Here is a 24,051-nt window from a genome sequence, read left to right as displayed (position 1 = left end):
GGCCCGTCACCCGGTTTTACCGATCCGAGGCGCGAGTTCTACGGGTCGAGGTCGTTCCCGGCCCGCTCCTCGAAGATCCGCATGGCCTTGGCCGTCACCGGTCCCGGCACGCCGGGCAGCACCCGGTCGTCCACCCGGTGAACGGCCTGCACGTCGCGCAGCGTGGACGTCAGGAAGATCTCCTCGGCCCGTTCCAGGACGTCGAACGGCAGGTCGGTCTCCTGAGCCCCTGTCCACTCCACGGCCAGCGCGCGGGTGATCCCGGCGAGGCAGCCGGAGGCGACCGGCGGGGTGTGCAGTTGTCCGTCGAGCACGACGAAGACATTGGACCCGGTGCCTTCGCAGAGCCGCCCGACCGTGTTGGCGAAGAGCGCCTCCGACGCGCCCTGCCCATGGGCACGGGCGAGAGCGACGACGTTCTCGGCGTACGAGGTGGTCTTCAGCCCCGTGAGCGCACTGCGTTCGTTGCGCGTCCAGGGGACGGTGATCACGGCGGTGGTGTCGGGGCGGCGCCCCGCCTCCCCGAGGGCGACGACGAGGCCGGGACCCGCGTCCCCGCGGTCGGAGCCGAGCGGGGAGAGTCCTCCCGTATAGGTGATGCGCAGCCGGCCGAGCGCCATCGGGTTGGCCTCCACCACGACGGAGCAGGCGCGGCGCACCTCGTCGAGGTCGGGCTCGGGCAGACCCAGGCCCCGGGCCGAGCGGGTCAGCCGGTCGAGATGGCGGGTGAGGGCGAAGGGCCTGCCGTCGACGGTCCTGACCGTCTCGAAGATGCCGTCCCCCACGGTGAGTCCGTGGTCGAGCACGGACACCCGGGCGTCGTCGGCGTCCCGCAGTTCGCCGTTGACCCAAATCCTCATCACGCCGTCCTTCCCATTGTTTCGTGAACGCCCGACGCCACAGCGAGCAGCCGGGACGCCTTGAGTTCGGTCTCGTCCCATTCGCGCTCCGGATCGGAACCCCAGGTGATGCCTGCCCCGGTGCCGAAGCGCAGTACCGGGGCGGCCCCGGTCCGGTCGATCCAGAACGTCCGTATGCCGACGGCCACGGAGGCGGTGCGGCGGTCGGCGTCGACCCAGCCGATGCCGCCGCAGTAGGGCCCCCGCGGCGCGGTCTCCAGCTCCTCGATGATCCTGAGCGCGCTGGACTTCGGTGCCCCGGTGACGGAGCCCGGCGGAAACGCGGCGGCGAGGAGTTCGGGCCAGCCGACCTCCTCGGCGAGCTCTCCGCGCACGGTGGAGACGAGGTGGACGAGGCCGGGGTGCTTCTCCACCACGCAGAGGTCGGGGACCGTGACCGATCCCGTGGCGCAGACCCGGCCGAGGTCGTTGCGGACCAGGTCGACGATCATCACGTTCTCGGCGTGGTCCTTCTCCAGCAGATCGCGCTCGGTCCGTCCGGTGCCCTTGATCGGCCCGGACTCGACGGTCCGGCCGTCGCGCCTCAGGAACAGTTCGGGAGACGCGGTGGCGATCTCCACTCCGTGTGCGGGCAGCCGGATCGTCCCCGCGTACGGAGCAGGGTTGCCGCGCGCGAGCAGCGAGGTCAGCGCGTCCACGTCCGCGGCGGCCGGGTCGGGCAGCTCCGCGGTCATCACCCGGCAGAGGTTGGCCTGATAGACCTCGCCCGCCGCGATGTAGGCGCGGATCCGCCGTACGCCCTGCATGTACGCGGCACGGTCCAGGGACGAGGTCCAGTCACCGGCCGCGGGCCCGCGCCAGGCGCCGCGCGCCGGGGCGGGCACCGCCTCGGCGCGTACGGTGCCGAAACGCGCGCAGACGAGGCGGCCCTCGAAATCGGCGGATACGGCCCAGAAGCCGGACGAGTCGAGGGCTGCGGGATCACTGGTCACGTCCTGGAGATCGGAAGCGACGAGGCCGCCGAAGCGGGCCATTGGAGCGAGGTCGTGCACGCCGTTGAGTCTAGGACGGCCCCCGATGACCTGCGCCGGGGCGAACGCACCTCAGCACGCTGCACAAACGCGTTTTTGTACTGGCCCGGGAATCCGCTAGAGTTCAACACGTCGCCGGGACGCGCAAGCGGACCGGGAAAGACAAGCGGACGTAGCTCAGTTGGTAGAGCGCAACCTTGCCAAGGTTGAGGTCGCCAGTTCGAACCTGGTCGTCCGCTCGCAGAAAGTGGGGGATCTTCCCGAGCCCTCACTCCTGGTGGAGTGGCCGAGAGGCGAGGCAACGGCCTGCAAAGCCGTCTACACGGGTTCAAATCCCGTCTCCACCTCCAAGGACGATTAGCTCAGCGGGAGAGCGCTTCCCTGACACGGAAGAGGTCACTGGTTCAATCCCAGTATCGTCCACTGATCCGCAAGGATCCCCGCGCGATTAGCTCAGCGGGAGAGCGCTTCCCTGACACGGAAGAGGTCACTGGTTCAATCCCAGTATCGCGCACGCAGTACACGCAGGTTCACCCTGCGCGATTAGCTCAGCGGGAGAGCGCTTCCCTGACACGGAAGAGGTCACTGGTTCAATCCCAGTATCGCGCACCAGCAGAAGCCCCGGTCGTCTCGACGACCGGGGCTTCGTCGTTCCACGACCCGTATCGGTGAGCGGCCGGGCGACGGAGCGCGTCGCGGGCCCGGACCATGGGCGGCCGGGCCCACGATCAGGCCTTCACCGGTGTCGGACCGGTCAGGACGAGAAGAGCATGTGGCCGAAGCTCTTGTGCCGGTAGTGACCGCCGTGGTGCTGCGGGGCACCCCAGGCCGGAGCCGGGGCGGCCGGGTACGCCTGCGGGGCGGGCGGCGGAGGCGGGGCCTGCTGGGTCCACTGCGCCTCGATGCGCGTCAGGGTCTCCAGCTCGCCGTAGTCGAGGAAGATCCCCCGGCAGCCGCTGCACTGTTCGATCTGTATGCCGTTGCGGTTGTACGTGTGCATCTGCGCGTGGCACTTGGGACACTGCATGGTTCGGCTCACTCCTCGCCGTCGGTTCGCCGTCGCCGGAATGCGTGCCCGTCGACGGTCGGTTCAGCCTACGACGAGTGCTCGGCGGCCAACTCGGGCGGGAGAGCGGCGATTCGGGCACAGGCGTCGATCACCGTTCGCTCCACCTCGTCCGGAGTTCGCCCTTCCGCCGCGGACTTGGCGAATGCCAGCGCCGCGGTCTGAATGGTCAGGGCCCGGGCGGGCACGTCCAGTTCGGGCCAGACGTCGCCGTCGGCGCGCACGGCGGGCCCGCCCGCCGCCCGGTAGGAGTCGAGGAAGCGGAGCCAGACGTCGGGGGGCAGCAGCCCGGCCGCGTACCAGGCGGCGGGGCGGGCGAGGTCCCAGGCGGGATCGCCGAGGCCGGCGTCGTCGACGTCGATGAGCAACCAGGGGCCGCGTGGAGCGGGGTGGCGGACGAGTTGCCCGAGGTGGAAATCGCCGTGGCAGAGGAAGCGCGAGCGGTGCGCGGGCGTGTCGGCTTCGCCGCGGGCCCAGGGGGGCAGCCGGTGCCAGGCTTCGAGCACGGGAGCGGTAGCCGGGTCGTCGGGCCGGGCGGCGCGCATACGGGCGACGGCGAGCGCGGCCTTGGCGGGGCCCCGCATCGGCGGGAGAGCGAGGGAGGACGGGGGCGGGGTCCGGTGCAGCCCGGCCAGCAGTGCGGCGGCCTCCTGCCAGGGGGCGACGTCGGGGTCGCCGGGGTCGACCGGCTCGCCATGGGGCCACAGAGTGACGGCGCGGCCGTGGAGGGCGGTGGGGGGCTCCGGTGGTCCGGCGGGTGCGGCGGGCGGCCCCACCGGACCGGCCGGTGGGGCGGAGGACGGCAGCGGGGCGAGCAGGATGCCGGCGAGGAGCGGATCGTTCGCGAGGGCGAGGCGGGCCGACAGGTCGGCGGTGTCCGCGTCGGGGGCATGGGCCTTGGCGACGACGGCTCCGCTGCGGACCACGGTGCCGTCCGCGCGGTCGGCGAGCACCGCCGGGGACGGGCAGGCGCAAGGATGCCCGGGGCGCCCGTGGGCGGCCCGGTGGGCGAGGGCGCCGAGCGCTCGTACGACTGCGGTGGTCACGGTCTCCCCCGGTGGCGAACAGGTGCGGACGGCGGCCCGGCTTCCGTGTCGGGCCTCCACGAGAGTACGGGCGGCTCGATCCGCGACGGGGCCGCCGACGAGCGAACGGGACGGAGCGAAGGCCGTGGACACCGCCGAGCCCCCTGGGCGGCACGGACGGTGCGGGCGTCACGGAACCCCTGGGCGGCGTGAGATCCATGGGTGGCGGGGACGTCGAGTCGCCGTGAAGTGCCCCGGACAGCGCGATGTCCGGTCAGCTCCCCAGCTGACCGGACAAACGCTGCCGTCCGCCGCACCCCCGTCCCCACGGGGTTGTTGGCCGGATGTCCCGGTCCGGACCGCTCTTCCGGACCCGGGGCGCCGCTCAGCGCCCCAGCATCACGCCCACGGACGACGCCTGTGTGACCACTGCGTCCCAGCCGCCGAAGACGACTACGAGCAGGGCCGCCAGAGGAAGAACCATCGCCGTCGCCACCAGCGGGTGCCGCGTGCCGGACGACGGGCGGTTGCCGAACAACGCCTGGAACCTGTGTCCCCGCGTGCGGATCATGGTCCGCGTTGCCGTGTCCGCCATGGTTCCTCTCCTGACTCGATGTGGGGCGGCGGGCGTGTGACCTCGGGGGACGAGTGCTGCGCCCGCCGCTTGACCTCAACATTAGGGAAGCGGGAGACGTACGACGTCATGCCCGCGTACCGATTGCCGGGCCTCCCGGAGGATGAGCCGTGGGTAGCCGATGTACTCCCCTGGGTGGAGATCGACCGCCTCGTACCGGGGTCTTCCCGGAGGGGGCGGCCTACGCCTCCCCCAGGCAACCTCCGATGTATTCGGCCTCTGGCACCCCGAGGGGCGCGTCGCGTGAGAATGCGCTGACCAGAGACTGCGGCCGGATGATCGGGGATCAGGTGGGCGGACGCATGAGGCGGCAGGTCGCAACGGACGACATTCACCCGATTTCTGATGTCAGCGCTCCCTGTCTGGTCGGTCGTGGTCCAAAAATCGGACCGGGTGACCGCCGCGCTCGTCGGGACGCCACCCAGGACTTCCTGCTCCTCCTGACGTCCGGGCAGCCTCGCACCGTCGGCCTGGTCCCGACCTACCGGCCCGAGGATGTGCCACCGAGGTCGCTGCTCCTGCGACTCTCGTCCCGGCCGGCCACCGTCGTGGGCCATGCCGGGGTCCGGCTCGCGCCCCTGAGTGTGCCGGACAGCGCCAACGGTCGGCGGACACGCCGGTCTGACGACGCGGATCGTCTGCGCCGGGGGCTACGAGTCCGGAGTGGGCGTCGTGAAGTCCGTCTGCCGCTTCGGCCCCACCGCGGACGCCTGGACCGGGGCTGCCTGCAGGCCGGCCCCGGTCTGCGGCCCGACCGCCACCGGGGCGAACGACCGGCTTCAGCTCGTCGGCGGACGGGAATCGGACAGCCCGGACAGGAAGGTCCTGGAGTTCGCTCCGGTGACGCACGTCTGGACGTCGCCGCCCGACGCGAGGTTCACCTCCTGCGCGTCGGGCCGTGGCCGCGGGACGTACCGGATCGGCGGTCTCGGTCAGCCGGGCCGGGTCCGCGGCGGCACGATGTCGGCGATCCTCCCCGGCTACGACCGGCGCAAGGGTGACGACGTGACCTGGCTCCCGGAGAACCGCGGCCGCATCGGTCCGGCCCCGGGGCGCTCGGTGACCGTCGAGCTGACCGTGGACTCCTCGGTCCTGTCCGGGCCCGGCGACTACGGCCCGAAGGTGGCCCCGGGCACGGACACTCCGTACACCGACCGGTCGATCGCGGTCGCGTTCCCGCGGAGCCGCGGGCCGCCGTGACTTCACTCACTCGCCCGCGCCCCGCCTCCCCGCCCCCGGCCGCGGCTGCGCAGCCGCGGCCGGCGAGGTCGCGTGTCCGCCGGGCCGGGCGCCCGCGAGCGACCAACCTCCTGCCGCCGCAACCGCTTTGGGACCGGCTGCCACGGCGTCTCGGGGAAGCGTCCGCCCCGACTCCCCGTCATGGACCGGGCAGCGCAGCGACAATCGGTCGGCGGGCGAGGGCGCGGCCTCTGAGCGCCCCGGGCGCCGGGTACGTAAGCTGTGCCTCGTCAGGCGTACCAGGCAGCGGGGATGGGCAGACATGGCGATGATGCGGCTCCGGCGCGAGGACCCGCGTGTCGTCGGCTCGTTCAGGCTGCACCGGCGGCTCGGGGCGGGCGGCATGGGTGTCGTCTATCTCGGTTCCGACCGGCGGGGCCAGCGGGTGGCTCTGAAGGTGATCCGGCCGGATCTGGCGGAGGACCAGGAGTTCCGCTCGCGGTTCGCGCGCGAGGTGTCCGCCGCGCGGCGGATCCGCGGCGGCTGCACGGCACGTCTGGTGGCCGCGGACCTGGAGGCGGACCGCCCGTGGTTCGCCACGCAGTACGTCCCGGGACCGTCGTTGCACGACAAGGTGGCCGAGGAGGGCCCGCTGTCGGCGGCCGAGGTGGCCTCGATCGGGGCGGCGCTCTCCGAGGGCCTGGTCGCGGTGCACGAGGCCGGTGTCGTCCACCGCGACCTCAAGCCGTCGAACATCCTCCTCTCCCCCAAGGGCCCCCGGATCATCGACTTCGGTATCGCCTGGGCCACCGGCGCCTCGACGCTCACCCATGTCGGTACGGCGGTGGGTTCGCCCGGATTCCTCGCTCCCGAGCAGGTGCGCGGCGCGGCGGTGACACCCGCGACGGACGTGTTCTCGCTCGGTGCCACGCTGGCCTACGCGGCGATGGCCGACTCACCTTTCGGGCACGGCAGTTCCGAGGTGATGCTCTACCGCGTGGTGCACGAGGAACCGCAGTTGTACGACGTGCACGACGCGCTCGCGCCGCTGGTGAGCGCCTGCCTGGCGAAGGACCCCGAGGAGCGGCCGAGCACGCTTCAACTCTCCATGCGGCTCAAGGAGATCGCGGCGAGGGAGGCGCAGGGACTGCACGAGAGGCGCCCGCCCGTCCAGCGTTCGGCGCAGGAGCTGGACCGGCCGACCGGCCGTCTCGACGGCCCGTACACCGAGGAACACACCCGTCGCACGGCTCCCCCGGCACCCCGTCAGCAGAAGCAGAAGCAACCGCAGAGCGGGCGGCAGGCCACGTCGTCGCGGGCGGGGTCGCCCCGTACCGGTGGTTCACGCCCCGCGCCGCATCACACCCACCAGCCCCCGCGCAGCACCACGAGGTCCGGCAGGCGCCCGCAGACGAGCGGGACGAACGGCCGACCGGGAACGCGGCCCGGGGCCCGCAAGACCTCGGCGGGGCGTCGTCCGGCGAATCCGCGGCTGCTGCGGCAGCGGCTCGTCGTCTTCGTCGTGGTGACGCTGCTGGTGGCGCTGGGTATCGCGGCGGCGCAGGGCTGCCAGGGTCCGGCCCGCGGTCTGGGCACGGGCCGGACGCAGCCCATGGAGCAGCCCCGGTCACAGGCGCAGGACCAGACGCAGGACCGGAGCGGGACGACGCGGAGCCTGCGGGTGCAGTAGCCGGCCCGCTCCGCGGTCAGCTCTGCGGGCGGCCCGACGCCACGGCGTAGAACGCGACCGCGGCGGCCGCCCCGACGTTCAGCGAGTCGACGCCGTGCGCCATCGGGATGCGGACCCATTCGTCGGCGGCGACCAGGGCCTGCGTGGAGAGCCCGTCGCCCTCGGCGCCGAGCATCAGCGCCACCTTGTCCATCCGGTGCGGTGCGGCTTCGTCGATGCTGCTGGCCTTTTCGTCCGGGGTCAGCGCCAGAAGCTCGAAGCCCGCCTCCCGTACCGTCTCCAGAGCCTTGGGCCAGGTGTCGAGACGGGCGTAGGGGACGGAGAAGACCGCGCCCATCGAGACCTTCACGGAGCGCCGGTAGAGCGGGTCCGCGCAGTCCGGGGAGAGCAGCACGGCGTCCATGCCGAGGGCGGCGGCGCTACGGAAGATCGCCCCGATGTTGGTGTGGTCGTTGACGGCCTCCATGACGACCACCCGGCGGGTCGTCGCCAGCAGTTCGTCGGCGGTCGGCAGCGGCTTGCGCTGCATCGAGGCGAGGGCACCGCGGTGGACGTGGTAGCCGGTGACGCGTTCGGCGAGTTCGGGGCTGACCGCGTACACCGGGGCCGGGACCTCGTCGATGACGTCGCGCATCAGATCGATCCACTTCGCCGAGAGCAGCATCGACCGCATCTCGTAACCGGCGTGCCTGGCGCGTCTGATCACCTTCTCGCCCTCGGCGATGAAGAGGCCCTCGGCGGGCTCACGCCTGCGTCGCAGCTCGACGTCGGTCAGTCCGGTGTAGTCGCTCAGGCGGGGGTCGTCGGGATCGTCGACGGTGATGAGATCAGCCACGGGTTTGATACTGCCTTGTCCGGTGTGTGGTGCCAACGGCTGGGAGGAAGATCTGTTACCGCTGGTTACTCGTCGGGGTGGGGAAAGCGCTCGTACCGGCTATTCGGCGGGCACCGCCGCGGCGCTCGCGCCGACCGCGACGACGTCGCCGACGACGATGACGGCCGGGGGGCGCACGTCTTCGGCCGCGGCCCGTTCGGCGACGGTCGCGAGCGTGGCGTCGACCCTGCGCTGGGCCGCCGTGGTGCCCTCCTGGACCAGGGCGACCGGGGTGCCGGGGGCCTTGCCGTGGGCGATGAGGGTACGGGCGATGGCACCGATCTTGTCGACGGCCATCAGGAGCACGAGGGTGCCGCGCAGCTTGGCGAGGGAGGGCCAGTCGACCAGCGAGCGGTCGTCGTCGGGGGCCACGTGGCCGCTCACCACGGTGAACTCATGCGCCACACCGCGGTGGGTGACGGGGATTCCGGCCGCGCCCGGCACGGAGATCGAGCTGGAGATGCCGGGGACGACGGTGCAGGCGATGCCCTCCGCGGCGAGCGCCTGGGCCTCCTCCATGCCGCGGCCGAAGACGAACGGGTCGCCGCCCTTGAGCCGCACGACGGCCTTGCCCGCCTTGGCGTGCTCGATGAGCGCCTGATTGATCGCCTCCTGGGCCATGTAGCGGCCGTACGGGATCTTCGCCGCGTCGATCACCTCGACGTGCGGCGGGAGTTCGTCGAGCAGGTCGCGCGGGCCGAGGCGGTCGGCGATGACGACGTCGGCCTCGGCGAGGAGGCGTCGCCCGCGGACCGTGATCAGGTCGGGGTCACCGGGCCCACCGCCGACCAGGGCGACCCCGGGGGTCCGGGTGCGGTGGTGGGGTGCGGCGAGGGTCCCGTCGCGCAGGCCCTCGACGATGGCGTCGCGGACGGCGGCGCTGTGACGTGGGTCGCGGCCATGGGTGTCGGTGGTGAGGACGGCGACGGTCATGCCCTCACTGCGGCCGGTGGCCGGGGTGAGGGCGGTGGCGGCGTCGGCGTTGTCGCTGCGGACGCACCAGGTGCGGGTGCGCTCCGCCTCGGCGGACGCGGCGTCGTTCGCCGCGGTGTCGTCGGACGCGACGAGTGCGTACCAGGTGTCGGCCAGGTCGCCTTCGGCGTACGGACGGCGTTCCCAGCGGATCTCGCCGGCGTCGGCCATCGCCTCCACGGACGGGGTCGCGGTCGGTGATACGAGGACGACGTCGGCGCCCGCCGCGATGAGCGCCGGGAGGCGGCGCTGGGCGACCTGGCCGCCGCCGACCACGACGACTCGGCGGCCGCTGAGACGCAGTCCGACGGGGTACGCAGGGTGATCGACGTGATCTGCGTGCTCGGCCATGGCGGTGCGGCTCCTCGTGAGGTGCGGGGTGCGGGCCGCTGCGGCGGTGGAGCGGCTGTGACGTGCGGGTTCGTGGGGCTGGGTCCACGATACGGGGTGGCGTGCGGAGGTGGTGGCGGCGTGTGGCCGGGCAGGGAGGGACGGTGGCGGGCCTGTTGCCCCGCCCGTCACCGCCCCGACCGGGACCTCGGCCGTACCCCGCGTCCCGAACGCCGTCGGAGCCTGTTCGCGCCCCCGCTACTTCTCCGTGACGCCCGCCGAGTCGAACGTCGCCACCTCGTGCATCGCCCGCGCCGCGCTCTGCACGATCGGCAGGGCCAGCAGCGCTCCCGTGCCTTCGCCGAGCCGGAGATCGAGGTCGACCAGCGGGCGCAGGCCCAGCTTGTTGAGCGCGGCGACATGGCCGGGCTCGGCGCTGCGGTGGCCCGCGATGCAGGCGGCGAGGGCCTCGGGGGCGATGGCCCGCGCGACCAGGGCCGCGGCGCCCGCGCTCACACCGTCGAGGATGACGGGGGTGCGGAGCGAGGCACCGCCCAGCAGGAAGCCGGCCATCGCCGCGTGTTCGAGGCCGCCGACCGCTGCCAGAACCCCGATCGGATCGGCCGGGTCGGGCTGGTGCAGTTCGAGGGCCCGGCGGACCACATCGACCTTGCGGGCGTGCATCTCGTCGTTGATCCCGGTACCGCGACCGGTCACCTCGGCCGGGTCCAGGCCCGTGTACACGCAGATCAGCGCGGCCGACGCGGTGGTGTTGGCGATGCCCATCTCACCCGTGAGCAGGCCCTTGTTGCCGGCCGCGACCAGATCGCGGGCGGTCTCGATCCCGACCTCGACGGCCGCGAGGACCTCTTCGCGGGTGAGGGCCGGACCGGTCGTGAAGTCGGCCGTCCCGGCGCGCACCTTGCGGGGAAGCAGGCCGGGCGTCGCGGGCAGTTCCATGGCCACGCCGACGTCCACCACACACACCTCGGCGCCCACCTGGGCCGCGAACGCGTTGCAGACCGCGCCGCCACCGAGGAAGTTGGCGACCATCTGGCCGGTGACCTCCTGCGGCCAGGCGGTGACGCCCTGGGCGTGCACGCCGTGGTCGCCCGCGAAGATCGCGACGGCCGCGGGCTCCGGGATCGGCGGCGGGCACAGCCGGGACAGACCCGACAACTGCGCGGAGATGATCTCCAGCATGCCGAGTGCGCCGGCGGGCTTGGTCATCCGCTTCTGGCGCTCCCACGCCTCACCGAGTGCCTTGGCGTCCAGCGGCCGGATGTTGGAGATGGTCTCCTGCAGCAGGTCGTGCGGCTCCTCCCCGGGCAGGGCGCGGCGGCCGTACGTCTCCTCGTGGACGACCCAGGACAGCGGACGGCGCTTGGACCATCCCGCCTGCATCAGTTCGGGCTCCTCGGGGAATTCGTCGACGTAGCCGACACACAGGTACGCGACGACTTCGAGGTGCTCGGGCAGGCCGAGGGCGCGGACCATCTCGCGCTCGTCGAAGAAGCTGACCCAGCCGACGCCGAGTCCTTCCGCGCGGGCGGCGAGCCAGAGGTTCTCGACGGCGAGCGCCGAGGAGTACGGGGCCATCTGCGGCTGGGTGTGCCGACCGAGGGTGTGGCGGCCGCCGCGGGTGGGGTCGGCGGTGACGACGATGTTGACCGGGGTGTCGAGGATGGCCTCGATCTTCAGTTCCTTGAACTGCTTGGCCCGGCCCTTGGGCAGCGACTTGGCGTAGGCGTCGCGTTGACGCTGGGCCAGTTCGTGCATGGAACGGCGGGTCTCGGCCGAGCGGATGACGACGAAGTCCCAGGGCTGGGAGTGGCCGACGCTGGGTGCCGTGTGGGCGGCTTCGAGGACGCGGAGCAGAACCTCGTGCGGGATCGGGTCGCTGCGGAAGCCGTTGCGGATGTCGCGGCGCTCGCGCATGACCCGCAGCACCGCCTCGCGCTCGGCGTCGTCGTAGCCGGGGGCGGGCGGCTGGGCGGGGGCCGTGGTCTCCTCGGACCCGGCCGCCTCGGGGGCCTCCGCTTCCTCGGCCCCGGGCCGGGGCTCGGGGTGGTGTGCCTCGGGCTGCACGGAGTCCGCTCGGGCGGCCTGTGCGGACTCCACGTCGCCGACGGCGGCCGTGACGTCCGGGGTCTCGATGACCTCGGGGCCGGCTTCGGCCTCCGGCTCGGCGACCGCCGGAAGCTCGGCCTCCGCGACGGGAACAGCGACGGCGGCGGGGACGGGAATCGGCTGGGAGGCTCCGGCGGGTGCGACGGCCTCGACGGGCGCGACGGCCTCGGGTGCGACGGGCGGGACGGGCGCGACGGCCTCGGGCGCGACGGCCTCGACAGGAGCGGCCTCGGGCGCGACGGGCTGAAGGGGTTCGACGGCCTCAGGTGCGACGGCCTCGGGCGCGACGGGCTCCATGACGATCGGCACGCGCTCGGGCTCGGGCTCTGCTTCCACGGCCTGCTCCACGGCGGGCGTCCCGGCCGGGTGCGGGGCCGGCGGCACCGAACCCTCCACGGGCTCGGACCGGTCGGCGGGGGCGGCTTGCGCGACCTCGTGCGACGCGTCGTCCGTCGGCGCGGCGGCTGCGGCTTCGACGGGCGTCCCGGTCACTGCCTCGGCCTCGGTCGGCGCCTCGGCCACCATCGCTGCCACGGCTTCCACGGGCGCCTCGACGAGTGCCGGTGCCACGACCTCGGCGGAAGCAACGGCCTCCGCTCCGGCGGAATCCCCTGCCGGAACATCGGCGGGGCTCTCGGCCGGGTGCGTCACGACGGGCGCTGCCTCATCGGCCGCCGACGGAACCCTCACGGCCTCCGGCGCCACGGCCGGGGCGGCCTGAACGGGCTGCGCCACGGGGGCCGGTTCGACGGCCGGTTCCGGGGCGACCGGTTCCTCGACGGACGGTTCCTCGGCGGCCGGTTCCGGGGCGGCCGGTTCCACCTCGGCCGGGGCGACGACCGGCTCCGGTGCCGGGGCCCCCCAGGGGCTCCCGCCCTGCGGCAGGATCTCACCGAGCTGCGGGCCGGGCAGCACGGCCGCCTCTTCGCCCGGCGTCCCGAAGTACTCGGGTCCGGTCGTGGCCGGGCCTGCATGCCGCGCGGGGACCTGGGGCTGGGCCTGCGCCTGCGGCGCGCCCGCGGGTCCCCGGTCGGCGAGCGAACGGACGACACCGCCGGTCGGCGCGCCGCCGTAGGACGGACCGCCGTCGGCCGCGACCGGGCCGCGGTGCAACGGTCGACGCGCCGGGGCCTGGGTCTGCGCCGCCTGGGCGGGAGCCGGGGTGGGCGACGGGATGCGTACGCCCCTCAGGTCGACCGAACCGGAGTCGCGGCCGCCGGACTCGTGTGTTCCCTGGCCTGTCCCGGGCAGGGGCCCAGCCACCGCCTGCTGGGCGGCGTACGCGTCCGCGGCCTGTGCCTGAACCGGTTCCTGGACCTGAACCTGCACGGGTCCCCGGGGCTGCGCGGAAGTCTCGCCGACCGACTGGAAGTGGGCAACCTGTGCCGGGTGCCGGGCATGGTGGGCACCCTGTTCAGGGAGCGGCGCCTGGGCGGGAGCGCCCTCGGGGTACTGGCCGGGGGCCGGTACCGTCTGCGGGTCGCTCCAGGCACCCTGGGGGCTCGGCATCAGCAGAACGTCGTCGTCGTCGGACACGTGCTCGGAGGGAGCGAGGTAGGTGTAGGCATCCGGGGCGGCGATGCCCGGCTGCTCCACCATGCCTGCGTTCTCCGGCAGTCCCTCACCCGGGATCTGGCCGGTGTCAGTCATGCGTACCCCTCGCCCATCGTCAGTGCTCCTTCGGCCCTTCGCCCGGGACGCCCGACCACGGCACGCCGGCGCTCGTCAACAAGAACGAGCGGGCGCGCCGCGCGGCACGAAACGGTCGCGGACGTACTGCATTCTCGCGGCCGTTCGCCGCCGCGGCAGCTCATTTCGCCACGGCCCGTTGTGGACTGCGCCACGTCGCGCGTCCCCCGGTTCTGCCGTACCACAACGGGGGCCAAAACGGTCCCCTTTTCCGGACATTGACGAACGAAGCGACGAACGCCCAGCCGCGGTGCAACGATCGGCCAGCCTACCTCGCGCTGTACTCCGACCGGGTCACGGGGCGAGGTCGGAACGGTGCGCGGAGAGCAGGAAGACGACCGACCGTTCACGCTCCGACCATGCGGCCGTGTCGAGTTCGACGGACTGGAGGAGCGAGCACCGGACGGTGTATCCGTTCCCGGAAAGTGCCGCGCCGAGGGCCTCGGCCTCGTCGCGTGTCGACGCATGGGTCACGATCCGCTCCGGCCGGCGTTCGGTGACGGCGGTGACGACGGGGACTCCCCCGCCCCCGATCCGCACGACGTCGGGCTCCGGCAGCCGCTCCAGCACATGCGGCGCCCGGCCCTCGACGACCTGGAGCTGGACCCCGAAGGCACGGGCCGACGCAGCGGTCCGGGCGCACGCCGCCGGATCGCTGTCCACCGCCAGGACCGCCGCCCCGAAGCGGGCGGCCTCCACTGCCAGGGCCCCGCTGCCGGAGCCGATGTCCCACACGAGGTCGCCGACACGGGGACCCAGGCGCGCCAGTTGGGCGGCGCGCAGTCCCGGGGACTCGCCCTCGCCGCTCTCGTCCGCGGCGTCCGTGGCGCCGCCCGGGTAGGCCGGGGAGGGCAGCGCCCAGCCACGTACGCCGCGGGGGTAGGCGGGATGGCGGCCGGCGATCCAGGCGCCGGTGGCCTGCGGTTCGGGACCGCCGCCGATGACGACGACCACGTTCGGGTCGCGCCAGACGTGGTCGGCGGCCTTGTCGGAGGTGACGACGCTGACCTGCTCGCGCGCGGTGCCGAGTTCCTCGCAGACGACGAAGGTCCGGTGGACGCCTTCGAGGAGCAGGGCGAGTTCGGCGGGGCCGGCGCCGGGCGAGGTGAGGACGGCGACCTTGTGGTGGGCGCGGCAGACATTGACGGCGCGGCGCAGGGTGCGGGGGTGGGCGACGACGACCTGGGCGTCCTCCCAGGGCATTCCGGCGCGGGCGAAGGCGGTGGCGACGGAGGACACGGCGGGCACCACCTCGACCTCGAGGCCGTGCTCGGGTGCGCGGAGGTTGCGTACGACGCCGAAGAAGCCGGGGTCTCCGTCGGCGAGGACCACGGCGCTGCCGCGGTGTACGGCGATCCGCCGGGCGGCGAGGTCGATGGAACCCAGGCGGATCCGCTCGGCGTGCGCCGGGATCTCGGGGAGCGCGAGGTGGTGGGCGGCTCCGGCGACGAGCGTGGCGGCCGAGAGGGCGGCCGTGGCCGCTCCGGTCAGTGGCGAGCCGTCCCAGCCGATCACGGTGACCCGATCGGCCATCTGTCGTCAGTCTCCTGGAGGTGTCGCAGGTGGGGCTGCCCGTGAGGGGCGGGCAGGGTGAGAGTACCCGGTACGGCGCCGGGACCCCTCGGGAGGTCAGTTCCAGTCGTTGTAGGCGCCGTAGCCGCCCGCGTCGGCGAGCTGCTCGGCGACCCCCTCCAGGTCCTCGGGGAGCAGGCCCCAGACGATCAGGTCGGTCCTGATGTCGGTCCACCCCCCGTCCTCCGTCTGGGTGCGCGCTATGCGGGCGTTGCGCAGGACTCCCTCGCTGATGCAGCCGAGCTTCTGGGCGACCTGCTGGGAGGCGGTGTTGTCGGCGGCGGTGCGCAGTTCGATGCGCTCGAAGCCCTGGTCGCGGAAGAGCCACTGGGCCAGTGCGAGGACCGACTCGGTGGCGTACCCCTCTCCGCGTGCCCAGGGGGCGGTGATGTACGCGGCCTCGGTGGCCAGGGTGCGCCAGTCGGTGTTGCGCAGCCGGACCGAGCCGACGAGCCGCTGGGTGAGGAACTCGGTGACGGCGAAGACGATGCCGTCACCGGTGGTGCGCTGGGCGGGAGCGATCCTGCGGACCCAGCGTTCGGCGTCGACCTGGGTGTACGGGTGAGGGGCCTCGGTCCAGGCAGTGACGAGTTCGTCGTTCATCATCTCGATGTACGCGGGAACGTCCGCCATGTCGAAGGGGCGCAGCACCAACCGATCCGTGCTGATGGAGATGTCCGGAAAGGTGGAAGTCATGCGCAGCTCCATGCCGAAGACCGTGTAAAGGCACAGCATGCAACATGCGGCCCGTGTCGTGCATGGGCGGGTCGGTACGGCGGAGCCCCGCGCCCCCTGGTGGGGTGCGCGGGGCTCCTCGGACAAGTGCCCTGCGGGGGTCAGGACTTGGCGGCACCGAAGGCCGGGATGACGGAGCCCTGGTAGGTGTCCTCGATGAACTTCTTGACCTCGTCGGAGTGGAGGAGCTTCACGAGCTTCTCGACGCGGGCGTCCTTCTCGTTGCCCTGCTTCACGGCGATGATGTTGGCGTACGGGTTGCCGTCGGCCTTCTCCAGCGCCAGGGCGTCCTTCGAGGGCTTGAGCTTGGCCTCGATGGCGTAGTTGCCGTTGATGACGGCGGCGTCCACGTCGTTCAGGGCGCGGGGCACGGTCGCGGCCTCCAGCTCCTTGAACTGCAGGCCCTTCTTGTCGGTGATGTCGCTGAGCTTGGCGTCGGTGCCGACACCGGCCTTGAGGGTGATCAGCCCCTTCTCGGCGAGCAGCTGGAGGGCGCGGCCCTCGTTGGTGGTGTCGTTGGGCACCGCGATGGTCTGGCCGGGCTTGATGTCGCCGACGGCCTTGAGCTTCTTGGAGTAGAGGCCGAGGGGCTCCAGGTGGACCGTGCCGACGGAGACGAGGTGGGTGTTGTTCTTCTTGTTGAAGTCGTCGAGGTAGGGCTGGTGCTGGAAGAAGTTGGCGTCGACCTGGCCGGTCTCGGTGGCCGTGTTCGGCAGCACGTAGTCCGTGAACTCCTTGATCTCCAGCTTGAGGCCCGCCTTCGCCGCCAGGTTCTTCCGGACGAAGTTCAGGATGTCGGCGTGCGGCGTCGGGGACGCCGCGACGACGAGCGCCTTGGAGGTGTCGGCCTTGGCGCCGGTGTCGCTCTTGGAGGCCGGGTCGGACGACGTGCCGCAGGCGGTGAGGCCGAAGGCGAGGGCGGCGGTGGCGGCGGCAGCAGCGGTGATCTTGATGTTCTTACGCACGAAAAGTGCCTCTTTCGGTGGTGATGGTGCGCCCGGACAAGGAGTGCGGGCTTGGGCGGAGCGAAGGTCTCAGGTGGTGGCGCGGCCGCGACGGGCCAACAGCCGTACGGCTGCGTCGCCGATCAGCTGGATCACGGTCACGATGACGATCAGCAGCACGACGGTGACGAGCATGAACCGGTTGTCGAAGCGCTGGTACCCGTAGGTGACGGCCTTGGAGCCCAGCCCTTCGCCGCCGACCGCACCGGCCATCGCGGAGTAGCCGATGAGCACGATGACGGTCGTGGTGACGCCGGAGACGAGGGAGGGCAGCGCCTGCGGCAGCAGTACCTTGCGGACGATCGTCGGGATGGATCCGCCCATCGACTGGACGGCCTCGACGAGTCCGTGGTCCACCTCGCGGACGGCGGTCTCGACGAGCCGCGCGAAGAACGGGACGGCGCCGACCGCAAGCGGCACGATCATCGCCGTGGGACCGATGAAGGTGCCGACGACCCAGGTGGTGAAGGGGATGAGGGCGATCAGCAGGATGATGAACGGCAGCGAGCGGCCGACGTTCACGATCACGCCGATGACCTTGTTCACCGGGGCGTTCTGGAGCAGTCCGCCCTTGTCGGTGAGGACCAGCAGAACACCGAGCGGCAGCCCCACGAGGACGGTGACGACTGCGGACCAGAGCACCATGTAGAGGGTGTCGATGGTCCCCTGGGTGAGCAGCGGCTGCATGTCGGACCAGGTCACTTCGCCACCTCCTTGGTGAGCGGGACGGGGGTCTGTACGGGGATGCCTGCGGCGTCGTGCTCCACGACCTCGGCCTGCAGGCCCTGCTCGCGCAGGAAGCCGATGGGGACGACGTTCTCCTCGAAACGGCCGGGCAGTTCGATGCGCATCCGGCCGATCTGCTTGCCGCCGACGGTGTCCATCGCGGCGCCCAGGATCGAGATGTCGATGTTGTACGTGCGGGAGAGCTGCGAGATCACCGGCTGGGTGGCGGCCTCGCCGTGGAAGGTGACGTCGACGACCGTGCGGTCGGGGGCGGAGGGCGTGCCGCCGACGGGGAACAGCTCGTGGGCCAGTTCGGAGCCCGGGGTGGCGAGCAGTTCGCCGACGGTGCCCGACTCGACGACGCGCCCCTTCCGCATCAACGCGGCGGAGTCGCAGATCGTCTTGACGACGTCCATCTCGTGCGTGATGAGCAGGACGGTCAGGCCGAGCTGCTGGTTGAGGTCGCGCAGCAGTTGGAGGATGGAACGGGTGGTCTCGGGGTCGAGGGCGGAGGTCGCCTCGTCGGAGAGCAGCACCTTGGGGTCTCCGGCCAGGGCGCGGGCGATGCCGACGCGCTGCTTCTGACCACCGGAGAGCTGGCCCGGGTAGGACTTGGCCTTGTCGGCGAGTCCGACCAGGTCGAGGAGTTCGAGGGCCTTGCGGGCCCGGTCCCTGCCGGAGACGCCGAGGATCTCCAGCGGGAGTTCGATGTTGTGCTGGACACTGCGGGAGTCCAGCAGGTTGAAGTGCTGGAAGACCATGCCGATGCGGCTGCGCGCCTCGCGCAGCTCCTTGCCGGCCCGGCGGCCCCGCCCGGCGAGGGCGGTGAGGTCCCGGCCGGCCACGGTCACGGTGCCCGAGGTGGGACGTTCCAGGAGGTTGACGCAGCGGATGAGGGAGGATTTTCCGGCGCCGCTCTGTCCGATGACGCCGTACACCTCGCCCTCGCGGACATGCAGGTCGACGCCGTCGAGGGCGGTGACCTCACGGCCGTGCGACTGGTAGACCTTCGTGAGGCCCGTAGTGGTGATCACAGGGTTTCCGTCACTGTCGAGTGCGCGGCGCGGTGTCCGCCGGGCACGGGGCATTCGGCCGATGAGACCGCTCTGGACGTTTCGATCGGACGTTCCGAGCGGTATCCCGACACGGCTGGGCGCGGCATGTGGCCGGGCAGCGGCGCTCGGGCAGGCTCGTTCCGCGGGGTGCGGACGGCTCGGTCTCGCTTCGGGGCGCGAGGATCGGGCGGGGGCCCTCAGAAGGTGCGCATTCGACACATACAACGAGCACCGGGCGTCGTGATCGCCTCGGTCGCAAGGGTGCGGCTGCTCGTCGTGGTCATGGGCCAAGTAAAACAGACGTAACGTTCCGCCCGATCCGGCTGTCCGAATAGCGGACAGCCGTGGATGGTGCTGCGAGCCGGCTCAGCCGATCGTCGCGATTTCCACTCCCTGGGCTGTGACCTGCACCGATATGGCGGAGAGGTCATCGACGACCACATCCGCGACCAGTTCGGAGCGGTCGTGTGTTGTGGCCAAGGCCACGGTCCTCATGCCCGCCGCCCGTCCGGCCCGCAGTCCGGCCGGGGCGTCCTCGAAGACCACGCAGCGGGCCGGATCGACACCGATGCGCTCGGCGGCCAGCCGGTAGGGCTCGGGATCCGGCTTGCCCCGGGTGACGTCCTCGGCAGCGATCATCAGGGGGAAGTCGATGCCCACTTCGCGCAGCCGTGCCCGGCCGAGCGACCGGGTGGCGGAGGTGACGACGGCCCAGCGGTGCGCCGGCAGCGCACCGAGCAACTCCTTGGTACCGGGCAGGATCACGACTCCGCCGGGGGCGTCCTCGACCTCCAGCTGTTCGATACGCGCCAGAGCCTCCTCGACCCGCTCCGCCGGGAGCAGTTCGGCGAGGATCTCGCCCGCCGTCCGGCCGTGCAGTTCGACACCCTCGAAGTCCTTTGCCGTGATCCCGTACTCCTGGGCCCATCGGGTCCAGCAGCGGTACACCGACTCGATCGAGGAGAGCAGCGTTCCGTCGTTGTCGAACAGCAGGGCCTGGGCGTGGATCTTCATGTGCACCGACACTACTGGTGCGGCCCGAGATGCCTGCCGGGCCGGTGCCCCCTTCCGGTCACGGCACCGGAGCCCCGCTCGCGCTCCGTGTCCCCCGGGGACGGGGGCGCACGCAGAGGGCGCTTTGGTCCGTAATACCCTCGCCTCATGCTTGACGCCCTGACGGTCGCGGTCGCCGTGACCGCGCTCGCCCTCGCCGCGTGGTGCGGATTCGCCGCGTACCGGGACCAACCGACCAAGGACTGGCACTTCATCGGAATGGCCGTGGTGTCGCTGCTGGCGCTGGCCCAGCTGGTGGTGGGCATCGTGCGGCTGTCCGGGGGCGCGCGGCCCGACCAGGGCATGACGATCTTCATCGCGTATCTGATCGGGGCCTTCCTCGCCGTGCCCGCGGCCGGTTTCCTGTCGCTCACCGAGCGGACCCGATGGGGTTCGGTGACGGTGGCGGCGGGTGCGGTCGTGCTGGCCGTCCTCGAAGTACGGCTCTACGACATCTGGGGAAACTGACCGTGACCGACACCGATCGCGCCGCCGCGGCGGCCACCGGCGAGAAGCGGCCCTTCGACCTCGGGACCGGCCCCGGCCGGGTACTGGTCTGGTTCTACGGGGTGTTCACCGTCGCCGCGGCCTCCCGCTCGATCGTCCAGATGATCCTGGACTTCGGCAGGGCGCCGCTCGCCTACGTGCTGTCGGCCGTCGCCGCTCTCGTGTACGGATTCATCACGTACTCGCTGGTGCGCGGCGGTGAGAAGGCGCGCAGGTCGGCGCTGGTGTGCTGCGCCGCCGAGCTCCTGGGCGTGCTGGTCGTGGGGACCTGGACGATGGTGGAGCCGTCGGCGTTCGCGGACGCCACCGTCTGGTCCGACTTCGGCATGGGCTACCTGTTCATCCCGGTGATCCTGCCGATCACCGGGATGATGTGGCTGCGCAGCGCGAGGAAGGCGTGACTCCCGCCCGACGGGCCTTCGGTGAGGTCGACCGCCGGCCGGGGCCGACCCTCGACCGCGCCCGTGTTCGCCGGACGGGCCCGTTTCACGCGCTGGCCACGTAGTCGGGTGCCGCCGCGTCCTTCTCCAGCAGGATCATCCGGACGCCGTCCCGGCCGGTCTCGTTGCCCACCTGGGCATAACCCGCCCGCCGGTAGAGCCGCAGATTGCTCTCGCTGCGATGCCCGGTCTGCAGCCGGAAGCGGGTGGCCGCCCGCTCGTCGGCGAGCCCCGACTCGGCGGCCCGCAGCAGTCGGGCACCGAGACCGTGGCCCTGGAGCCGCGGGTGGACGCAGAGCCTGCCGATCTGCCCGGTGCCGTCCTGATCGGTGGAGCCACGGACCGAACCGACCACTTCGTCGCCCAGCCGCGCCACGAACACCAGTTGCGTGGCGATCTCGGCGCGCAGCGAATCGAGGCTCTGGACCAGCGGGTCGATGCGGTAGTTCCCGTACAGCTCGGCCTCGCTCTGGAAGCAGAGGTACTGAAGTTTCAAGACCTCTTCGGCGTCCTGTGCCGTCGCCGCCGAGATGATCACGCTCATGCCCATCTGCGCATGCCTCCACCCACCTGATCCACCGGTTGTCTAACGCTCCTTTCCCCGTGGTTCAGGAGCGACAACCTCCGCCGCGAGCATTCTGCGCAGACATCCAAGGCATCGGGAACGGATCGGGCCCAAGCTGCCCTGTGACATACCCAACGTCCCTGCGATTTCCCGGTACGTGGGATCACCGGGGGCGAGCATCGCCGACAGCAGCCGGGCGCACCGTCCGGGCAGCCGGTCCACCGCGGCACGAAGCGCCCGGCGTTCGTCGGCGCCGACGGCGATCCGCTCGGGGCAGCCGGCCGGATCGGCGGATGTCTCGTCACGGTAGGGGCGTTCGTGCCGGGCGGTACGGCGGGCCCGGCGGGCCTCCGCCCGTACGGCGTTCCGTACCCAGCGTGCCGTGTCCACCGGCGGCCCGCCCCGGGCGAGCCGCTCCAGCAGCCGCAGCCAGACGGCCTGTTCGAGATCGGCGGGTTCGATCGCCGCGCCCGTCGCCGAGGCGGCCGCCTCGGCCGTGGCCTCGGCGCTCACCAGCGGATACAGGGTACGGACGATGGTCGCGGAGGCGGCGGGGTCCGCGGGGGCGAGATCGAGAAGGGTCATGCCCCGGCCGACGCGCCCGCGCCGACGGCCGGTTGCCGTCCCGGGCGGCCACCACCCGACCGGGGCACGCCCCGGCCGGGTGCTGACGCCGGTCTCACTCCGCGGCGAAGTCCGCCGCGGCGAGAAGGGCGGTGTCCGGGTTGTCGGAGAAGATCCCGTCGATGCCGGTGTCGAAGTACGTCCGGAACGCACCGAAGGCGTCACCGTACGCGGTGGGGTCCGTGCCGCGCCGGAAGTCGGCGGGCAGGAAGGCGTTCTCGTTGCGCATGGTGTACGGGTGCAGCACCAGGCCCTGTGCGTGCGCGTCCCTCACCAGGGTGGTCGGCGAGGTGAGCCGCCCCGAGGCATCCTTGGGAATGATCAGGTCCAGGGTGGGCCCGATCCCCTGGGCGAAGGACGCCATCCACTTCAGGCCCTCGGGCTTCACCAGGTCGGCGACGGTACGCGGATCGCCGGACGTCACGAAGTCCCAGGGGCGCTCGCCCGCGCCGGAGAGCAGCACGACGCGCGGGGTGGCGACGAGTCCGGCCAGCCGCTGGATGCTGCCGGGCTCGAAGGACTGAAGGATGAGCGGCGACTGCTTGCGGTGGCGGTTGTAGCGGCGCAGCAGCTTGGCGAGGGGCTCTTCGAGCCCGAGGCCGAGTCCCCGGAAGTAGGTGGGGTGCTTGGTCTCGACGTACAGCCAGACCGGCTTCCCGCGCCTGCGGCCCTCGCGGTCGGCCCAGCGCAGCACCTCCTCGAACGTGGGGACCTCCCAGCGGCCGTCGTAGAGCGTGTTCTTCTGACGGGTGCCGGGGATGCGCTCCGTGGCGCGCAGCGTCTTCAGTTCGGCGAGGGTGAAGTCCTCGGTGAACCATCCGGTGAGGGAGACTCCGTCGACCTTCTTCGTGGTCCTGCGGCCGGCGAACTCGGGGTGGGCGGAGACATCGGTGGTGGCCGTGATGTCGTTCTCGTGACGGCAGACGAGGTGGCCGTCCTTGGTGGGCACCAGGTCCTGCTCGACGATGTGCGCGCCCATGTCGAGGGCCAGCTGGTAGGACCCGAGGGTGTGTTCGGGCCGATAACCGCTGGTGCCGCGGTGTCCGATGACGGTGGGCACCGGCAGGTCGAGTCGGAAGCCGTGTCCGCCGCCGTTGCCGCCCGACCGTTCGGAGGGGTTCCGGACGGTGCCGTCCGCGGCGTCGGCCGGGCCGCCGGCCAGTCCGAGGGCGGCGGAGCCCAGTACGGCGGCCCCCGCCCCCAGCAGGGTTCTGCGGCCGGGGCCTGCCTGCGCGCGCTCAGTCATGAATGCTCCTCACGTGTGATGTCTCGCACCTGTCGGGCGAGGCCCGAGCGTAGGGAGTCGTACCGTCGTGGGAGCAGCTCCTGGACGAACTTGGCGGAAACACACGTCAACACTGCGTATCCGATCGATGAACCCGATGTGCGAACAGCGAGATCCCGCGAGTATCGTCCTCACCTGCATGGACCGTCATGATCCCGCGCCCGGCCGGCCCGGCCACTACACCGGAGGAACCGTTGTCCCGACACGCACTCATCAAGGCAGTGCTCGGACCGATCTTGCGCCTGATGTTCCGCCCCCAGGTGGAGGGCGTGGAGAACATCCCCGGCGACGGTCCGGTGATCCTCGCGGGCAACCATCTGACGTTCATCGACTCGATGATCATGCCCATCTGCTGCGACCGGCCGGTCTACTACATCGGCAAGGACGAGTACGTGACGGGCAAGGGGCTCAAGGGCCGGGCGATGGCCTGGTTCTTCACGGGCTGCGGCATGATCCCGGTGGACCGGGACGGCGGTCGCGGCGGTGTCGCGGCACTGATGACGGGCCGTCGGGTGCTGGAGGAGGGCAAGGCGTTCGCCATCTACCCGGAGGGCACCCGCTCCCCCGACGGCCGGCTCTACCGGGGCCGCACGGGGATCGCCCGACTGACGCTGATGACGGGTGCGCCGGTGGTGCCGTTCGCGATGATCGGCACGGACAAGCTGCAGCCCGGTGGTGCCGGTCTGCCCCGTCCCGGCAAGGTGACGGTCCGTTTCGGTGAGCCGATGGAGTTCTCCCGCTACGAGGGCATGGACCGCGACCGCTATGTGCTGCGGGCGGTGACCGACTCCGTGATGGCCGAGGTGATGCGGCTGTCGGGTCAGGAGTACGTCGACATGTATGCGACGAAGGCCAAGGCCGCGTGAGCTGACGCGGGAGCAGGGCATGCGGACGGGGCCCGCCCCCCCCGCGGAGGGTGGGGCCCCGGCCCCGGCCCACCGCGCCGGCACGGGACCGGGGTCCGACCGGGTCGGTGCCGCCCACCACGTTACAGCCCGCGACCCC

The 24,051-nt window shown here is 72.0% G+C and carries 22 protein-coding genes and 5 tRNA genes; 10 read left to right on the top strand and 17 right to left on the bottom strand.

The window, feature by feature from the left end; genetic code table 11:
- Positions 1 to 38 precede the first annotated feature (38 nt).
- Both ACIRP2_RS26245 and ACIRP2_RS26240 read right to left on the bottom strand, forming a co-directional pair.
- Positions 39 to 860: an aminotransferase class IV gene (locus ACIRP2_RS26245; RefSeq protein WP_404254262.1), complete on the bottom strand. Its 822-nt coding sequence runs from the start codon at positions 858 to 860 to the stop codon at positions 39 to 41.
- A complete protein-coding gene (locus ACIRP2_RS26240) occupies positions 860 to 1,894 on the bottom strand; it encodes a chorismate-binding protein (protein WP_404254454.1) in 1,035 nt (344 codons plus the stop codon). The genes ACIRP2_RS26245 and ACIRP2_RS26240 overlap by 1 nt, the downstream gene beginning before the upstream one ends.
- 163 nt (positions 1,895 to 2,057) lie before the next feature.
- Here ACIRP2_RS26240 and ACIRP2_RS26235 point away from each other — a divergent pair.
- The 5 genes from ACIRP2_RS26235 to ACIRP2_RS26215 all read left to right on the top strand — a co-directional run bounded on the left by ACIRP2_RS26235 (position 2,058) and on the right by ACIRP2_RS26215 (position 2,503).
- Positions 2,058 to 2,130, top strand: a tRNA-Gly gene (locus ACIRP2_RS26235).
- A gap of 37 nt (positions 2,131 to 2,167) precedes the next feature.
- Positions 2,168 to 2,241: transfer RNA gene (locus tag ACIRP2_RS26230), tRNA-Cys, on the top strand.
- 1 nt (position 2,242) lies between these two features.
- A tRNA-Val gene (locus tag ACIRP2_RS26225) sits at positions 2,243 to 2,314 on the top strand.
- Between the two features lie 19 nt (positions 2,315 to 2,333).
- A tRNA-Val gene (locus tag ACIRP2_RS26220) sits at positions 2,334 to 2,405 on the top strand.
- A 23-nt stretch (positions 2,406 to 2,428) separates the two neighbouring features.
- Positions 2,429 to 2,503 (top strand) — tRNA-Val (locus ACIRP2_RS26215).
- Positions 2,504 to 2,645: 142 nt separating this feature from the next.
- Here the strand turns inward: ACIRP2_RS26215 and ACIRP2_RS26210 are convergent.
- The 3 genes from ACIRP2_RS26210 to ACIRP2_RS26200 all read right to left on the bottom strand — a co-directional run bounded on the left by ACIRP2_RS26210 (position 2,646) and on the right by ACIRP2_RS26200 (position 4,577).
- Positions 2,646 to 2,918 carry a zf-TFIIB domain-containing protein gene (locus tag ACIRP2_RS26210; protein ID WP_361444074.1) on the bottom strand — a complete coding sequence of 91 codons (273 nt, stop codon included), beginning with the start codon at positions 2,916 to 2,918 and terminating at the stop codon, positions 2,646 to 2,648.
- A 68-nt stretch (positions 2,919 to 2,986) separates the two neighbouring features.
- Positions 2,987 to 4,003 carry a phosphotransferase family protein gene (locus tag ACIRP2_RS26205; protein ID WP_404254260.1) on the bottom strand — a complete coding sequence of 339 codons (1,017 nt, stop codon included), beginning with the start codon at positions 4,001 to 4,003 and terminating at the stop codon, positions 2,987 to 2,989.
- 364 nt (positions 4,004 to 4,367) lie between these two features.
- A complete protein-coding gene (locus tag ACIRP2_RS26200) occupies positions 4,368 to 4,577 on the bottom strand; it encodes a hypothetical protein (RefSeq protein ID WP_404254258.1) in 210 nt (69 codons plus the stop codon).
- 711 nt (positions 4,578 to 5,288) lie between these two features.
- Between ACIRP2_RS26200 and ACIRP2_RS26195 the strand changes: the two genes are divergently transcribed.
- Together ACIRP2_RS26195 and ACIRP2_RS26190 are read left to right on the top strand one after the other, a co-directional pair.
- Positions 5,289 to 5,816: a hypothetical protein gene (locus ACIRP2_RS26195; protein WP_404254256.1), complete on the top strand. Its 528-nt coding sequence runs from the start codon at positions 5,289 to 5,291 to the stop codon at positions 5,814 to 5,816.
- A gap of 301 nt (positions 5,817 to 6,117) precedes the next feature.
- Positions 6,118 to 7,485, top strand: coding sequence for a protein kinase (locus ACIRP2_RS26190; RefSeq protein WP_404254254.1), 1,368 nt, complete (start codon positions 6,118 to 6,120; stop codon positions 7,483 to 7,485).
- 16 nt (positions 7,486 to 7,501) lie between these two features.
- Here the strand turns inward: ACIRP2_RS26190 and ACIRP2_RS26185 are convergent, their stop codons facing one another.
- From ACIRP2_RS26185 to ACIRP2_RS26145, 9 genes are all read right to left on the bottom strand, one after another.
- A complete protein-coding gene (locus tag ACIRP2_RS26185; RefSeq protein ID WP_351074268.1) occupies positions 7,502 to 8,320 on the bottom strand; it encodes an RNA methyltransferase in 819 nt (272 codons plus the stop codon).
- Between the two features lie 99 nt (positions 8,321 to 8,419).
- The gene (gene cobA, locus ACIRP2_RS26180) at positions 8,420 to 9,682 is read right to left on the bottom strand and encodes a uroporphyrinogen-III C-methyltransferase (RefSeq protein WP_404254251.1); all 1,263 of its coding nucleotides are present in this window, start codon (positions 9,680 to 9,682) and stop codon (positions 8,420 to 8,422) included.
- Positions 9,683 to 9,919: 237 nt separating this feature from the next.
- Positions 9,920 to 13,441, bottom strand: coding sequence for a nicotinate-nucleotide--dimethylbenzimidazole phosphoribosyltransferase (gene cobT / locus ACIRP2_RS26175; protein ID WP_404254249.1), 3,522 nt, complete (start codon positions 13,439 to 13,441; stop codon positions 9,920 to 9,922).
- 333 nt (positions 13,442 to 13,774) lie between these two features.
- Entirely contained in the window at positions 13,775 to 15,013 is a 1,239-nt protein-coding gene (cbiE, locus tag ACIRP2_RS26170; protein WP_404254247.1) for a precorrin-6y C5,15-methyltransferase (decarboxylating) subunit CbiE, read from the bottom strand.
- A gap of 96 nt (positions 15,014 to 15,109) precedes the next feature.
- Positions 15,110 to 15,787 carry a GNAT family N-acetyltransferase gene (locus tag ACIRP2_RS26165; RefSeq protein ID WP_376218134.1) on the bottom strand — a complete coding sequence of 226 codons (678 nt, stop codon included), beginning with the start codon at positions 15,785 to 15,787 and terminating at the stop codon, positions 15,110 to 15,112.
- A gap of 101 nt (positions 15,788 to 15,888) precedes the next feature.
- A complete protein-coding gene (locus tag ACIRP2_RS26160; protein WP_404254245.1) occupies positions 15,889 to 16,752 on the bottom strand; it encodes a MetQ/NlpA family ABC transporter substrate-binding protein in 864 nt (287 codons plus the stop codon).
- 69 nt (positions 16,753 to 16,821) lie between these two features.
- Positions 16,822 to 17,493 (bottom strand): methionine ABC transporter permease, encoded by a 672-nt coding sequence (locus ACIRP2_RS26155; protein ID WP_404254243.1) that lies wholly within the window; start codon positions 17,491 to 17,493, stop codon positions 16,822 to 16,824.
- Positions 17,490 to 18,551, bottom strand: a complete 1,062-nt coding sequence (locus tag ACIRP2_RS26150; protein WP_404254241.1) for a methionine ABC transporter ATP-binding protein — start codon at positions 18,549 to 18,551, stop codon at positions 17,490 to 17,492. The genes ACIRP2_RS26155 and ACIRP2_RS26150 overlap by 4 nt, the downstream gene beginning before the upstream one ends.
- Before the next feature lie 387 nt (positions 18,552 to 18,938).
- Positions 18,939 to 19,586, bottom strand: coding sequence for an HAD family hydrolase (locus tag ACIRP2_RS26145; protein ID WP_404254239.1), 648 nt, complete (start codon positions 19,584 to 19,586; stop codon positions 18,939 to 18,941).
- Positions 19,587 to 19,733: 147 nt separating this feature from the next.
- Between ACIRP2_RS26145 and ACIRP2_RS26140 the strand changes: the two genes are divergently transcribed.
- Positions 19,734 to 20,093, top strand: a complete 360-nt coding sequence (locus ACIRP2_RS26140; RefSeq protein WP_404254237.1) for a hypothetical protein — start codon at positions 19,734 to 19,736, stop codon at positions 20,091 to 20,093.
- Between the two features lie 2 nt (positions 20,094 to 20,095).
- Positions 20,096 to 20,533, top strand: coding sequence for a hypothetical protein (locus ACIRP2_RS26135; protein WP_404254235.1), 438 nt, complete (start codon positions 20,096 to 20,098; stop codon positions 20,531 to 20,533).
- A gap of 85 nt (positions 20,534 to 20,618) precedes the next feature.
- On the opposite strand, the gene ACIRP2_RS26130 is transcribed toward ACIRP2_RS26135, so the two are convergent.
- The 3 genes from ACIRP2_RS26130 to ACIRP2_RS26120 all read right to left on the bottom strand — a co-directional run bounded on the left by ACIRP2_RS26130 (position 20,619) and on the right by ACIRP2_RS26120 (position 23,007).
- Positions 20,619 to 21,122 (bottom strand): GNAT family N-acetyltransferase, encoded by a 504-nt coding sequence (locus ACIRP2_RS26130; RefSeq protein ID WP_404254233.1) that lies wholly within the window; start codon positions 21,120 to 21,122, stop codon positions 20,619 to 20,621.
- Between the two features lie 36 nt (positions 21,123 to 21,158).
- Complete coding sequence (locus ACIRP2_RS26125; protein ID WP_404254231.1) at positions 21,159 to 21,722, bottom strand: sigma-70 family RNA polymerase sigma factor; 564 nt, start codon at positions 21,720 to 21,722, stop codon at positions 21,159 to 21,161.
- Positions 21,723 to 21,816: 94 nt separating this feature from the next.
- On the bottom strand, positions 21,817 to 23,007 hold the full coding sequence (locus tag ACIRP2_RS26120) for a glycerophosphodiester phosphodiesterase (protein ID WP_404254229.1): 1,191 nt from the start codon (positions 23,005 to 23,007) through the stop codon (positions 21,817 to 21,819).
- Positions 23,008 to 23,240: 233 nt separating this feature from the next.
- On the opposite strand from ACIRP2_RS26120, the gene ACIRP2_RS26115 reads away from it, so the two are divergent.
- A complete protein-coding gene (locus ACIRP2_RS26115; protein WP_266917157.1) occupies positions 23,241 to 23,912 on the top strand; it encodes a 1-acyl-sn-glycerol-3-phosphate acyltransferase in 672 nt (223 codons plus the stop codon).
- Positions 23,913 to 24,051: the final 139 nt, after the last annotated feature.

The organism is Streptomyces sp. NPDC101194, assembly GCF_044767885.1.
Lineage (GTDB): Bacteria > Actinomycetota > Actinomycetes > Streptomycetales > Streptomycetaceae > Streptomyces.
Note: the sequence above shows the minus strand (reverse complement) of the source record. Positions and strands in the feature narration are given on the sequence as shown.